Below are 15,037 nucleotides of genomic sequence, written 5' to 3'. Positions count from 1 at the left end.
TTTTTAACCCTAAAAATAGGGGCGTAACTCACCTAAGTATATATTGAATTTAGTCTAGCAACGGCTTATGGGGTTGTCCAACCAGTAACCATTATTCGTACAAATTCGTACAAAGTCGCTCGAACTTATTGATAGCTGGTGGCGCGTACAAATTCGTACAAATCAATGCTCATGAATAAGTTTATCTATGTGATATACCTTTCTCCGCTTAAAAAAAGTAATCATATGTTATAGGAGTCTAATCGTGAAAATTATGACGATAGCTTCAGTTGTTGCGGCAGCGGTTTATTCCGCGGGTGTGACAGCAGCTGTAAGCGGGGTAGGTACCAATGCTTACCAAATTAAACCAATCAATATAAGTCCAGAGGCCGCTAAAGCGAGAGTGGAGTCTGCTCAGCAAACACAGCCTAGTCCACTGCGGGAAGGTTATGGCGGTAATATCAAGCTGTCACCAAAAGTTAAGTTCAAGCCGGAGGATAGTCTTTCTGGGCGACACAACTACATTATTCAATTAAAAGATGCACCTGCGGCCTTATACACCGGTGATGCCAATGGTCAGGGAGCTACAAAGCAGCTATTTACTAACCAAAAGTTAGGACCAAGAAGCTCTAGCTTGAAGTCTAACCCTGCTGTAGTTTCTTACACTAATAAACTTAAGAACAAACAGAGTGCCTTTGTTAGCAAAGCAGGTTCTGTCGGGGTTAGTTTACACATCAAGCAGCAACACCAAGTCGCTATTAATGCTGTTGTTGCGGAAATGACACAAGAAGAAGCTGAGCGTTTATCTAAGCTTAGCGAAGTGGCTTACATCTCTCGTGATGTTAATCATGAATTACTGATGGATGTTGCACCTGAACGCACCAATACGCCTAGCGTATGGGCTGACACTAGTTTTGCTGGTAGCCCTAACGGCATTAAAGGTGAAGGCATGTTGATTGGTGTGATTGACACCGGTATCAATTCACAACATCCATCGTTCGCACCTACTGGTGATGATGGTTACACAGTACAAAACCCTCTGGGCTCTGGTAATTACTTGCATGACTGTGAAGTCGACGAGTTTGCGTATTTATGTAATGACAAGTTAATCGGTGTATGGTCGACATCAAACATTACTAAAGCATTTAGTGATCCAGAGTTTGAACAGTCTCGACCGGCTAATGGTGAGGATTACCAAGGACATGGTTCGCATACAGCAAGTATTGCAGCAGGTAATGTGCTATATGATGTTCCTTATAAAATTCCGGCACTTGCCTATACTCATGAAGGTATTGATACAGGTTATACGATTCCACAAATTTCAGGTATCGCGCCTCATGCCAATATCATCTCTTATCAAGTATGTTACCCCGGTAACTCTGGTGATAAGTGGGTAGGTTGCCCTAGTAGCGGTACCATCGAGGCAGTAGAGCAGGCTATTCTTGATGGTGTTGATGTCATTAACTACTCGATTTCAGGTGGTTACGACTCACACAATGACCCTGTAGAGCAGGCATTCTTGTCAGCCCATGAAGCAGGCATTAATGTTGCTGCATCTGCGGGTAATGCTGGTGCGCATCAATCTGTCAACCATGTTTCACCATGGTTACTTTCAGTTGCTTCAAGCCAACACGGGCGCACATTTTCTGTGCCAACCCGCCAGCGACTTGATGGGCTAACCTATAATGGAGCTTCAGTTCCGTCAGCCAGCCAAACAGACGTTAACGGTATCTTGTCAGAGCCTGTGACTGGCCCCATGGTTTTAGCAGCCAATTATGGCGACTCCTTGTGCTCTACACCTTTTGCCGCAGGCACATTTGCAAGCGATGCTATAGTGTTCTGTGAGCGTGGTGATAACCCTTTGATTGAAAAGTCTGCAAATGTCGCTGCGGGTGGTGCTGCGGGTGCTGTTATCTATAATACTGCAACTTCCTCTTCCGACTTTTACAATAACTTGCCTCATGAAATCCCTACTGTCCAAATGGATCAGTACGATGGTCAAGCGATGGTTGATTGGCTTAATGATGCTGACGGCCACTTTGGTACTATTTTGGCAACAGACACAACCCAGTCTATTTCTGAGACGTATCAAGATGCGATGTCTTCTTTCAGCTCAAAAGGACATGCGTTCTTAGAAGAGTATCGTGAGTCGACAGCGCCTTCGATTACTGCTCCAGGCTCTGATATTTACTCTGCGTATTCAGAAGACCAACCCTTCACTCAATATGCAAGTCCTTCAGAGTTTATTTCGATTAGCGGTACGTCAATGTCGAGTCCTCATATAGCAGGGGCTCTAGCATTGATCAAACAAGCGCATCCAGACTGGACGCCATCTGAAGTGATGTCGGCTATTCAGTTAACTGCAAATGATGAAGTCGGTGACCGCTTTGGCCGTCCTGATATGACTAATCCTTGGTTCTATGGATCAGGTATTGCACAAGTGGACAAAGCTATCCATTCTGGCTTGATTATGAACGTTCCTGTTGAGGATTATACTACTGCGAACCCTCATCAGGGTGGTAATCTCGGCGCGTTGAACACACCAAACATGGTTGATTCAGCGTGTTATCAGTCGTGCAGTTGGGTGCGTGAAGTCACGGCTACTGTTGACGGTACTTGGAACGTTTCCACAGAGACGTCTGAGTACAGTGTTCAACTGGAAGCTTCGCCAAGCACTTTCTCATTAAAGGCTGGAGAAACACAGCGTATTATTATCAAAGGCTCATGGGTTGATTCTCAGAACTCTTATCAGTCGCCACGAGGCTTGAGCGTATTTGGTAAGGTCAATTTAACGCATGATAACCCGTCGGTCCCTGTCGCTAGCATGAATGTTGAGTTTGAACTGGATAGCGGTGAGCTGCCTGAAACAGTCGAGTACAATGTGTTTTCTGAGAGTAGTAGCCATACTATCAATGATCTAGCATTCGGGAACGCACCAGCGTTAACCGCTACAGCTTACCAGCCAGTATTAGCAGATATTGAAAACATTGAGTTGGAAGAGCGTGATTCTGGGCAGGGCTCCAATTTGTTTGAAGCCGACCAGTCTCTGGAGAAAGTTCATGTGACATGGGTTTCTGTGCCTGAAAATGCAAAACGATTCATTGCTGAAGTGGTTGAAAGTGGTGCTCCAATAAACCCGAATGAACGTACAAATCCTCAAGGTAACTTGGGTATGTATGTGGGTATTGATGCTAATAAAGACGGTGTGATTGATTATGATAGCGAAGCTATCTGTAAATCAGTCATCAGCTCTTATGAGCTAATGGATTGGTGCAATATTCCAAACCCTCAAGCTGGCGACTACTGGGTGGTGTGGCAAGAACATAACTACAACAACGGTGCGCATTTGGGCTATGACAATGCTATTTTCAAGCATAAAGTCGCGACAGCCGTTGTGATGGATGATGTTGCCAATAACCTAACGGTCGAAGCTCCAGTTAGTAGTGATGATCAATCTTTCTCAAGCGTCACACTTCACCTTGATGACTCAGATAGTGTTGAAGGAGACAGATATTACTCAGCTATTGAGTTTGGTACAGATCCTAACAACCCTAGCAACATTGGTTTAATTTCGACTAACTTTGTGCGTCAAAAAGATGCGAACAACATGGTTGCTAGTCAAACAGGTGCTGTAGTGGGCGATGTTATTGATTACACAGTGACGGTAAGCGCCAACCTTAGTGGGGCCGAGCGTAACTTCAATCTTCATGCAGAAATTCCAGAAGGGTTGGAGTTGGTTCCTGGGAGTGTTGAGTTAGCTGATAACCATTTTGTGAGCGCAGAAGTGACTCAAGAGTCTAATGCTTTCACCGTGTTAGGTGTTCAACCTGATAGCCGTGATCGTGACCGTGAGTACATTATCACAAACTCGTTGACGGATGCTGCGTGTCGTACCCCTGTTGGTGATGGTAGTTACGTTAACCTCTATGAGTATGGTATTACTCCATTAGAAAACGCACCTGCAAGTAACCGCGAGTCAGGCCTGCAGTTAACGCTTAATGAAATCTATCAAGATAATCGCTCTGCATCAGGTGAGCGCTATGCCTTGTATAATTACCAAGAAGGTAATGTTTTTAACAGTGATAGCCTCTATATCTGGGGTAATGGCATGGTAGATTTACATGGCGCAGCACCAGGATTCTTTGGTGCTTACGGTAACATGGCGTTCAATGAAAACTACAAAGCACCATCGTTTGCCAACATGGGGGTCTTTTGGTACGGCCTAGCTGGCTTCGGTAGTCAAGGTATGGAGTTCGGTGCGCCTTACATTGATACGGGCGTTGAAGAAGAAGCTGCAGGTATAAGCTTTGTACAGCTAGTCGATGAAAATCAACAACCAACTCACGTTTTGATCGAGTGGGATAACCTTCAGCATGTACAGGGTGAGAACTGCAGTTTCCGTGGTTGTGAGTCTTTTGGACCTAACCCGGCTTCAACAACATCGGTGGATGCGCAGCTTATATTAGCTCGTGATTATAGCTCTGCAACAGGGGCTTTCGAGATGGTCTATGCTTATGACAATCTTAACTTTGGTAACTTCACTGGTAATGGTTCTCCGTTCCAAGCGAGTAGTACCGTTGAGAAGGTCGCAACAGCCGGTGTCCATGGTGGTGCCAGTCCTTGGGCGGGTAAACCAATTGATGGTTTCATTAATCAGAGCATCATTCCTGGTTACGATAGTATTGGTGGTTTAGATGTCTTCTTGCAAGATAATATGGCAGTTTGTTTTGACTATAACGGCCCGGAAGTGACAGAGTTTGAAGTTGCTTTCCAGCTTAAAGTTTTGCCACAAGCGATCGGCCAAGAGTTTGTTGTAGCAGCTAATCTAGATTTGGGTGGCGTCGGTACTAAAGTATTGACTGCGGATCTTAATGCTCCGTCAAACATCACCTTATTTAGCATTGGTGATCAGCAGATGGTAGAAGAGGGTACGATTGAGGATATCCAAGTGGCTTATATGGATAACAACAATGTATCAAATACCATCACCGTGACAGGCGAAGGCATTACAGCTGAAGTGCATGGTCATGATAATGGCTCAACGTTTGATATTACCGCTAACGAGAACTTCAGTGGGACGACTGAAGTGACGGTGACAGTGGCTGATGATAACCAACCGACAGATCAAGCGAGTACGACTTTTTTAGTCACGGTATCGCCAGTGAATGATTCACCTGTTGCGATGGTTGCTGCTGAAGAAATCACCATCACTGAAGGTGATGAGTTAAACCTTGATGCGTCATCAAGCTATGACCCAGATGGTGATAACTTAACCTTTAGCTGGAGTGGTGAAGGTACCATTACGGACGCTACGGCAGCTGCGACAACAGTCACAGACTTAGCCGAAGGCTCTTACACCTTCACAGTGATTGTAAGCGACGGCACCACAGAGTCAGAGAAAGAGGTCGATGTTGAAGTCGAAGCTCAAGCCACTTCAGGCGGCGGAGACGGCTCTGAGGGTGGTGATGGCACCGACTCTGGTGATAACGGTGCAGACGGTGGTTCTGGCGGTGGTAGCGCGGGTTGGCTATTGTTATTGCTACTAGGTTTATACTCTCGTCAACGTTTTAACAAGTAACAGTTAGGTTAGTCATAAAACCATTAAAGCCCAAGTTTTTACTTGGGCTTTTTTTTCGCAGTAAATGGTCACAGGTACCTTCGAAAGTAAAACCAGTTCACAATTTCAAGTATGTAGAACATACCCAGTAAGTAACTACTTACCTGTGAAAAAACTTCAAAAATGACTTGATTTTTTTGAGCAGTACAAGTTGTTACATGACAAAATCATTCAAAGAAATCCACAATTGCCATATAAGCCTTAATTTACAAGGGATTGAGCTTGTTTAGAGAATAAACAGGTGACTTTTAGACTATATTTGTCATGCTAACTTATTGATTTATAAGGTTAAAGAGTGTTTTTGTTTAAAAAATGAACAATTTGTTAAAGGCTACCTGATTTTATGGGGTTTGAGCAGGTTTAAGCAATTTTTCCCCAAAGTTATCCACAGGAAATGTGTAAACTTTTTGACGCTTAGATGACAAAGTTACAGCTGTATAGAAAATAGACGGCTAATGTGACAACTACTCTTCTTTGATGGCACTAGCAACGGTATAAGCAGGTCCTTGTTTATGTTTCTTATAGTTACCGAAAACTTCTTTAAAAGCTCGTTTCATAAAGTCTCGCAAACCCGTAATGGTCACAACATAGAATCGACCACCCGGTTGGAGCCTTTGATAAGCATCATGCAAGAAAATGTACAGGAGCTCATTCCCCACTTTGGCAGGGATGTTAGAGACGATAACATTAAAGTTTTTTTCTGGAACATCGCTAAAGCCGTTGCTGAGGCGAGCGCTTGCATTCGGTGTTTGGTTTTTCTTAGCGTTTTTATTGGCGTAGTCTACGGCAACATAATCTTTATCGACCATAAGAGTCGTGCCTTGGGGCGCCATTTTAGCCATGGTGAGACCAAGAACACCGTAACCGCAGCCCAAGTCTAGACAATTATCGCTTGGCGCAACGTCAAGGTACTTCAATAGCATGATAGAGCCATCGTCAATCGCGCGCGGAGAAAAAATGCCCCAAGTTGTGTCAAATGTCATTGGGAAGCCGTTGAGAGTATCTTCAACGTGTAAGTCTTTTTTCAGGTCTGCGATCTGCGATTTGCTGTAATGAGCCATATTGTTTCTGTATCTTGGGCGAAATTATTGAAAAGTGGCGCTATTTTAGCACTGGCAGGGGTAAATCCCTAATCAAAGCTTATGCTACATGTTAGAATTCAAGCATCGAAAATCGTCTATGTTGATTTATGCAACAAACTCCTTTTATCTTTTTTTGTCGGCCCGGTTTTGAGTCCGATTGTGCTGCAGAAGTGCAGGCCATCGCCAATGCTCACGAATTAGCTGGCTACGCCAACGCACAAACTGATGCCGGCTATGTTCGCTTTTATTTGTTTGATGATGCGAGTAGCGAGGCATTTTTTGACCTATTAGATTTGTCCGACATTATATTCGCGCGCCAATGGTTCTGGGCCAAAGCTGAATTAGAAGAATTGCCATTAGAGGACCGCATCACTCCAATTCTAGACGTTTGCGCTGATGTGGCTATGGCTAAAAGCCTGCTAGTTGAGCATTTGGATAGTGATGAGGGGCGTGAGCTTTCCAAGTTCTGTAAGAAGTTCTCAACGCCTCTTACCATAGCCTTGGAAAAGCAAGGGCTAGTTCATGATGACAGTGAGTTTAGATTGCATACTCTATTTCTTGCCACCGATCATTGTGTGCTCGGTTACTCTCCTGCTGAACGTTCAAGTGAACTCAAAGGCGGCATTCTAAGGCTTAAAGCGCCGAAGAATGCCCCCAGCCGTTCAAGTCTGAAGTTAGATGAGGCGATACAAGTTTTAATGTCCAACCGACAGCAACGGGATGCTTTTCGTTTGGGAAATACGGGCGTTGATTTAGGTGCAGCGCCGGGCGGCTGGACATTTCAGTTGGTTGAGCGTGGATTGCAAGTATCAGCAATTGATAATGGCCCTATGGATAAGAAACTCATGGCAACCGAGCACGTTGAGCATTATCAAGAGAATGCCTTCACGTGGTTGCCGGAAAAGCCTGTCAACGTATTGGTCTGTGATATGGTAGAAAAGCCATCATTGGTGGCGAATCTTATGGCCGAATGGCTTGAAGGGGGGCATACTCAGCATGCTATTTTCAATTTAAAGCTCCCCATGAAAAAGCGCTTTCAAGAAGTGGCGGATTGTATTGGGCTCGTATGCGATAGATTAGAAGATGCAGAGAAGTCCTACTTTTGGCAAGCGAAACATCTTTATCATGACCGTGAAGAAATTACGGTGTATTTTCGATTAAAGTCGAAAGTGGCGCAGAATCATTCTTGAGGTGAATCGAATGGCTAACAACGAAATACCTTTAGGTAAGGATACTGAGTATCCTGAGAAATATGATAAAAGTTTGCTTTTTCCTGTAGCACGGCAAATAAAGCGTGAAGAGTTAGGCTTATCCAATGACTTGCCTTTCCAGGGTTCCGATTATTGGAATGCCTATGAAATGTCGTGGCTCAACCCAAAAGGCAAGCCACAAGTGGCTATTGGCGTGTTCGAGTTTCCTCATGATTCAGTCAATATCATCGAATCAAAGTCTTTCAAGCTCTACCTAAACTCTTACAACCAAACACGTTTTGAAAGCTGGGAACTAGTACAGCAGCGCTTAGTCGAGGATTTAACAGAGGCTGCACAAGGGCAGGTGCAAGTGCAGTTGTATCATCCTGAGGAGTTTCGTTTAGAGTGTCCAGTGTCTGAGCTGGAGGGTTTACTACTGGATGATCTGGATATCGAAATCGAGCAGTACGACTATCAACCTGAGTTGCTTCAACTCTCGACGAGTGGTGATGATGTCGAAGAAGCGCTTCACAGTCATTTACTTAAGAGTAATTGCCTGATCACGAATCAGCCGGACTGGGCCAGTGTGCAGATTGAGTACAAAGGCAAAGCCATCGACCATGAGTCCTTGCTTAAGTACTTGGTGTCTTTTCGCACCCACAACGAATTCCACGAGCAGTGTGTTGAGCGTATTTTTAATGACATTATGCGTATTTGTCAGCCAAAAACGCTCACTGTTTATGCGCGCTATACACGCCGGGGTGGGTTAGATATTAATCCTTTCAGAACAAACAGTGCTCGAAGTTTGCCTAGTAATATAAGACTTAGCCGCCAATAAATAAGTCACAAATCTGAAGCTCTTACCGGCTTGTAGGGTTACGATTTCGCTGGAAAAAGAACTGGACGAATCAAAGTCATTATATAACAATGTGGTGTCTTATTTTGGGCCAAATGTGTTGCTAAAAATAAATTATTAACATAATCAGCGACTTATCTTGTAATTATTTCGACAATAGATCGAAAGTCACGGCTGGGTAATCGCATTAAATCACTATGATCTATCACTCTATTGTCAGAGTAAGCATAAGATTTTGAGTAATTAAAGGGTATATCAATGACAGATCAAACAAAAGACAAGTCCTTTTTTGGGCATCCCAAAGGTCTTCAGACCTTGTTTATGACTGAGATGTGGGAGCGCATGAGTTATTACGGTATGCGTGGTATTTTGGTTTTATTTATGACGGCTTTGCTACAAGAGGGTGGTTTAGGGCTTACTACAGTTACTGCAACTGCTATTTATGGCTTGTATACCAGTTCTGTATATTTCATGGGTTTACCAGGCGGTTGGATCGCTGACCGATTAATCGGTGGTAAAAAGGCTATTTGGTATGGCGGTATCGTCATTATGTGTGGTCACATAGTGCTAGCGATTCCAAACGAAAGCTCTTTCTTTATCGGATTGATTCTGGTTGCATTGGGTACGGGTCTTCTAAAACCAAATATCACTGCGGTTGTTGGTCAACTTTATGGTAGTGAAGATGAGCGCCGTGACGCTGGTTACGCGATCTACTACATGGGCATCAATATTGGCTCATTAATTGGTTATTTTGTTTGCGGATATCTAATGGAAAGTGCTGGTTGGCACTATGCGTTCGGTGCTGCTGCAGTAGGTATGGGCTTAGGTTTAATCCAGTTCTACATCACTCACAGAAACTTACCAGAAGTTAGTGATAAGCCATCAGTTCAGATTTCAGACAGCGCTCGTAAGAAAAGCTGGTCAATCATTGGTCTTTTCCTAGTTGCTTTAGCGGTTGTCACTGGTTTAACGTTGGTTGGAACCATTTCAATTGATGCAGTGAGTCTAGCTGAGAAAACAGCTATCACACTAAGTGCGCTTTTTATCATTTATTTTGCATTTATCTACTTCTTCGGTAACTTAGATCGAACTGAAAAGAAGGGTATGTGGGCGCTATTACTGATTTGTATTGCTTCTGCATGTTTCTGGTCAGGTTTTGAGCAAGCAGGCTCTTCTTTAAATCTATTCGCTCGAGATTACACAGACAGAATGATTAGCACTTTTGAGATCCCAACAGCGTGGTTCCAAAGTGTGAACTCTTTCTTTATTATCGTGCTGACTCCTTTTTTTGCTGCTTTCTGGGTTAAATTAGGTAAGCGAATGGTAACGCCAGGCTACGGCCTTAAAACTGCTTTTGGTTTGATAATCATGGGTAGTGGTTTCGTTGTAATGGTATTCGCTGCACACATCGCAGCCGGTGGTGGTAAGTCTGCAGCATTCTTCTTGATCTTGACTTATTTCTTGCACACCGTGGGTGAGCTTTGCTTAAGCCCTATCGCGTTAAGTGCTGTGAGTAAGTTGTCACCTCGCCGTTATATGGGCCAGATGATGGGCTTATTCATCTTTACGTATTCTATCGGCAGTATTATTGCAGGTTTATTGGCAGGCGGCTTCGACCCTGACAATGTTTCTGAAATGCCAAGCTTGTTCCAGTTCATCGCGACCTTCAGTATTGGTGTTGGTGCGGTTGTTCTCCTAATCGGTATGTTTAGTAGAAAGTGGGAACAAGAAGTGGTTGAAAGAAAAGACACCTTAGAAGAAGCGAGAGATGAAAAGTAATCTAATATAGATTTTCTCTTATTCTATAAGATGAGAACGAGAGGCCAACCATTCATTTGGTTGGCCTCTTTTTTATTGGCGCAAATTAAATTAAGCTCAAGAAAGCAAGCCTGAAAAATTAATGATACGATTTTATGCAACAAATTGGTTTAAACCTGAATCAACACATTGAAACCTTTATCTTAGCTTCAGCCGATGAGGGGAAGCCTGCTAGTGGTGTGGTTCAGCTTCATGCAGATTTTATGGATTACGATCTGTCCATTGAGTTATTTGATAATCTAAGGAAAACAGTCCAGTGGGAGCAGGAGTCACTATGGATTGCGGGGCAGGAGCGCAAAGTACCGAGGCTAGTGGCTTGGTATGGTGATTCTGACGCTGATTATCGCTATTCTGGTAAGCTCCATAAGCCGTTGCCTTGGATTCAACCGTTATTAGAACTCAGGCAGCGTATCGAAATAGTGGTTGGTAGTGATTTCAATAGTGTGCTTTGTAATTTGTATCGGGATGGTCAAGATAGCATGGGATGGCATGCTGATGATGAAAAAGAGCTTGGAGCAGAGCCAGTGATTGCGTCATTAAGTTTAGGGCAACCTCGAGCATTCCATCTCAAACACAAAACAAACCCCAAATTGAGACACAAAATGACGCTAACTTCTGGTAGTCTATTGGTCATGAAAGGAGCGACTCAGCAGCATTGGCTGCATCAAGTTCCTAAAGAAGCCAATATTACACAGCCGAGGATTAATTTAACGTTTCGCAATGTTATTGGCTCATCTGTAAAGTAATATGCCCGCTAACCCTATTGACAGGGAGCGAGTTCATGAATAGCAATTTAAGGAGTCTACGTGTCTTTTTTAGCCTGCCGTGTATTCAAAGATTCAGAGGTACAACACCAACTTGTTCAGATGGACACCGATGAATTAAGCTCTGGTGATACTTTAATTAAGGTTGATTATTCTAGTATTAATTACAAGGATGCACTGGCGGCAAGTGGCCGTGGCGCTATCATGAAAACCTTTCCATTAAATGCAGGAATTGATTTGGCAGGTACTGTTGTTGAGTCAGCTAACTCTGAGCTTAAAGAAGGTGATGCGGTTATTGTTAATGGTTGCGGTTTGGGTGAAAGCTTTGATGGTGGTCTAGCGCAATACGCTTGTGTAGACAGTTCTTTTGTGATGAAACAACCTGCGAGCTATTCAAGCCGTGATTCGATGATCATTGGTACTGCAGGCTTTACTGCCGCATTGGCGATTCATCGCATGGAAGTGAACGGGCAAACACCGGATAAAGGGCCTATCGTAGTGACTGGAGCAAGCGGCGGGGTGGGCAGCTTTGCGATTAACCTACTCAGTAAAAAAGGCTATGAAACCATAGCCATTACCAGCCAATCAACCATGCACGATTACCTTAAAGACCTCGGAGCCACTGACATTAAGACCTTAAGTGACTTAGAGCTTAGCGATAAACCATTAGCTAAAGGTATTTATGGTGGCTTAATCGATAGCATCGGTGGTGAAACGTTAAGCAAACTGATGGCTAATGTTGACCTATGGGGCAATATCGCCTGTATTGGTTTAGCACAAAGTCCAAAGCTCCAAGCCACAGTCATTCCGCTCATTTTACGAGGTGTTAGCTTGTTGGGCGTCAGCTCAACGAATTGCCCTATGGATTTAAGAGAAACCTTATGGAACCAGTTTGGCAATGAATCACCTTTACCAGATTTTGAAAAAATACTGAGTAAAGAGATTGCGTTAAAAGATGTATCACCATACTTTGATGAACTTATTGATAATAAACATCGCGGTCGCCTATTGGTGAACTGTCAGTAACATTTAGGAATTCTATGGATTTTAGTGGATTTGATCCCGAGAACTCATTAATCATTACCGCTAGCCGGCGTCAGTCGCGCTTCATTCGTGAAAGGTATGCGGCTTATCAGTTTGCAAGCGGTTATGAGGTATGGCCGAGCATAAAAGTGATGCCATGGAGTGCTTTTGTTGACTATTGCTGGGGGCTTGCCTTGGATGCCGGTGCGACACTGCCAACAAGACTTGGCTCTGAACAATGTCAATATTTATGGCAGCGTTTAGTATCATCCTCGGAGGCTGTTGAGTCACTACTGAATACGAAGCAGACGCAACACTTGAGTTTTGATGCATGGCGAATCTGTCAGCAATGGCAAATTCGTGAACTAGAGGTCATGCCGGGAGACCAAGACCAAGAGATTTTCGCTGATTGGTTAAAGCAGTTTAAGCATCAGCTCGATGACTCTGGCTGGATCGACTCGCATCAACAGGCCAATGTGTTACTTGATCATGTCACGCTCTTTGCACTTGAGCTACCCCAAAACATGCTGACCTACGGTTTTGAGCAACCGACACCACAGCAACAATCCCTACTGTCTAAGTTAGGTGAGTCAAAGTCGCTCACTGAATGGTCATTGATGGCAAAAGCTGAGGTTGAAGTGAAGCTGTATTCGTTAGCTGAACCTGAAGATGAGTTATTAGCAGCGGTGCGCTGGGCAAAAGACAAGCTACAAAAAGACGAGCACCTGAATCTCGCTATCGTTGTTCCTGATTTGGAGCAAAAGCGTGGCGTGATTGAGCGAATTATCTATCGAGAGTTTTACGCCAAAAACTTGAGTGAGGGAGACGAAGTAACTCATCCACTTCATGATTTTTCAATCGATGAGGCGTTACTTAAACAACCTCAGGTTGCGGTTGTAATGGATTATTTTACCTTCTATCACCGCAGCATCACAAAGAGTCAGCTACAGCATTTATTATTATCGCCTTATCTTTATCACGAACAACAGCAGCATTGGTCAGCCACTAAATTCGAGTTACTCATTAGGAAATCGACCAAGCAGTATTACAGCCAAGAAGACTTACTGAAGTTAACCCGCTTTCATCAGGTTGACTTACCTTGGCTGAAAACTATGGAACTCAGTCAAAAAGAAACACCTCAGTCGACTGATTTAAAAGAGCATATTAAGTTTGTTCTTGAATCATTGGCAACGTTGCACTGGACGGGTTATCACAGCCTATCCAGTAGAGAGTATCAGGTACAGCAGACGTTTATTGAAGCGATTAAGTCGACCGAGAAGTTACAAAAAGTTCTAGCCAAGTCCATGACATTTGGTACTGCTGTGCAGTTACTCAAAGAGCAATTAGAACTTCAAAACTTCCATCAACAACAACCCAAGGCCCCGTTACAGGTTATGGGGTTATTAGAAGCGATTGGCGTAACGCATGATGCGGTATGGCTGGTTGGGGCGACCGATCAAGCCTTGCCACAGAAAGCAACGCCTAATCCATTTCTGTCGAAAACGTTGCACCAAAAACATGAGTTACCAGGCTCCTCACATAAACGAGAGCTTGAGTATGCGGGTTCCTTATTGAGGTCTCTATTGGCCAATCCTGAGCTGGTGATAAGCTATGCTGAGTATGATGGTGAGCAGGAACAAATGATTAGTCCTTTGCTGCAACATTTGTTACCTGAACATCATGTAGAGCGGTTGTACCTCGAAGCTACACTGCCTTGGGGCTTCGAAGATAAACCTAATAGTCAGTCGCTGGAGTACTTTACGGATCATCAAGGATTGCCGCTTGAGTCACACTATGCGGTTAAAGGGGGCACAGGATTACTGCGCATGCAGGCTGCGTCACCTTTTGATGCCTACTTGCGGTATCGACTCAATATTGAGCCTTTTGAGGTTGACGGTGTCGGTGTTTCGTTTATGGATCGAGGAAACCTGTTTCACCAGGTGATGCAGCTCATATGGGAGCGCTTGAAATCACAAAGTGCATTGCTCGAGCTCTCTCCAGCGGATCAGTCTGAGCTAGTCGACTCAACAACACAGTTTGTGTTATCGGAAGCTGCTCGAAAAATATATCTATTACAGAATGCATCGTTTTTTACTATTGAAAAAGCTCGATTAGAAGCATTGGTTACGGAGTCACTTGAGCTCGATAAAAAGAGAACGCCTTTTAAGGTTGTGGCCACGGAAACGTCACGCCAAGTTGAGCTGGCGGGATTAACTTTTAGTATTATTATTGACCGCATCGATGAACTTGAAGATGGAAGTAAGTTAATCATTGATTATAAAACTGGGCAGCCAACATTAGTTTCCCTATTTCGTGATCCTGTTGCGGAGCCTCAATTACTGTTGTATGCCATTTCAGAGCGTCAGCTTAATCATGAAGCTGGAGAGCACGAGGTTGCTGGGATTGTTTTTATGCAGGCGCATCTTAAAGAATGTAAATACATTGGTATTACCAATGAGAGTGATGTCCTAGAAGGCGTAAAAGCACTTAAGGATATTAAAAACAATCCGTACGCTGACAGTTTTAATGAGGCCATCAACGAGTGGAAAGTGATGCTGGAAGTTATTGCCGAAGACTTCAAAAAAGGTAATGCCGAATTGACCGAATACTCAGGCAATTTCGCGGAGCATTTAGCCGTGAGTCGCTGGTCACAGCGAGAGCTTGATTTGGAAGCCCTAGTCAACTCTAACAATGTGGGCGAGGGCTAG

At 43.9% G+C, this 15,037-nt stretch carries 8 protein-coding genes; 7 read left to right on the top strand and 1 reads right to left on the bottom strand.

The genetic code is table 11. The features are described 5' to 3' along the window. Positions 1 to 253 precede the first annotated feature (253 nt). A complete protein-coding gene (locus KFK88_RS12025) occupies positions 254 to 5,557 on the top strand; it encodes a S8 family serine peptidase (protein ID WP_317851548.1) in 5,304 nt (1,767 codons plus the stop codon). A gap of 503 nt (positions 5,558 to 6,060) precedes the next feature. Here KFK88_RS12025 and KFK88_RS07750 read toward each other — a convergent pair. After that, positions 6,061 to 6,657: a class I SAM-dependent methyltransferase gene (locus KFK88_RS07750; protein ID WP_223578341.1), complete on the bottom strand. Its 597-nt coding sequence runs from the start codon at positions 6,655 to 6,657 to the stop codon at positions 6,061 to 6,063. Between the two features lie 128 nt (positions 6,658 to 6,785). Here KFK88_RS07750 and rlmM point away from each other — a divergent pair, with 128 nt between their 5' ends. The 6 genes from rlmM (at position 6,786) to KFK88_RS07720 (ending at position 15,037) form a co-directional block, all read left to right on the top strand. Further along, complete coding sequence (rlmM, locus tag KFK88_RS07745; RefSeq protein ID WP_223578340.1) at positions 6,786 to 7,868, top strand: 23S rRNA (cytidine(2498)-2'-O)-methyltransferase RlmM; 1,083 nt, start codon at positions 6,786 to 6,788, stop codon at positions 7,866 to 7,868. Positions 7,869 to 7,878: 10 nt separating this feature from the next. Continuing rightward, positions 7,879 to 8,706, top strand: coding sequence for an NADPH-dependent 7-cyano-7-deazaguanine reductase QueF (gene queF, locus KFK88_RS07740; RefSeq protein ID WP_263296389.1), 828 nt, complete (start codon positions 7,879 to 7,881; stop codon positions 8,704 to 8,706). 276 nt (positions 8,707 to 8,982) lie between these two features. Beyond that, a complete protein-coding gene (locus KFK88_RS07735; protein ID WP_223578336.1) occupies positions 8,983 to 10,503 on the top strand; it encodes a peptide MFS transporter in 1,521 nt (506 codons plus the stop codon). Between the two features lie 134 nt (positions 10,504 to 10,637). Continuing rightward, entirely contained in the window at positions 10,638 to 11,288 is a 651-nt protein-coding gene (locus tag KFK88_RS07730) for an alpha-ketoglutarate-dependent dioxygenase AlkB family protein (RefSeq protein WP_223578334.1), read from the top strand. A 60-nt stretch (positions 11,289 to 11,348) separates the two neighbouring features. After that, positions 11,349 to 12,332, top strand: a complete 984-nt coding sequence (locus tag KFK88_RS07725) for a YhdH/YhfP family quinone oxidoreductase (protein ID WP_223578332.1) — start codon at positions 11,349 to 11,351, stop codon at positions 12,330 to 12,332. A gap of 14 nt (positions 12,333 to 12,346) precedes the next feature. After that, the gene (locus KFK88_RS07720) at positions 12,347 to 15,037 is read left to right on the top strand and encodes a PD-(D/E)XK nuclease family protein (protein ID WP_223578330.1); all 2,691 of its coding nucleotides are present in this window, start codon (positions 12,347 to 12,349) and stop codon (positions 15,035 to 15,037) included.

The sequence above is a fragment of the Kangiella taiwanensis genome (genome assembly GCF_020005165.1).
Classification (GTDB): Bacteria; Pseudomonadota; Gammaproteobacteria; order Enterobacterales; family Kangiellaceae; genus Kangiella; species Kangiella taiwanensis.
This window is presented reverse-complemented; position numbering and strand designations above follow the sequence as displayed.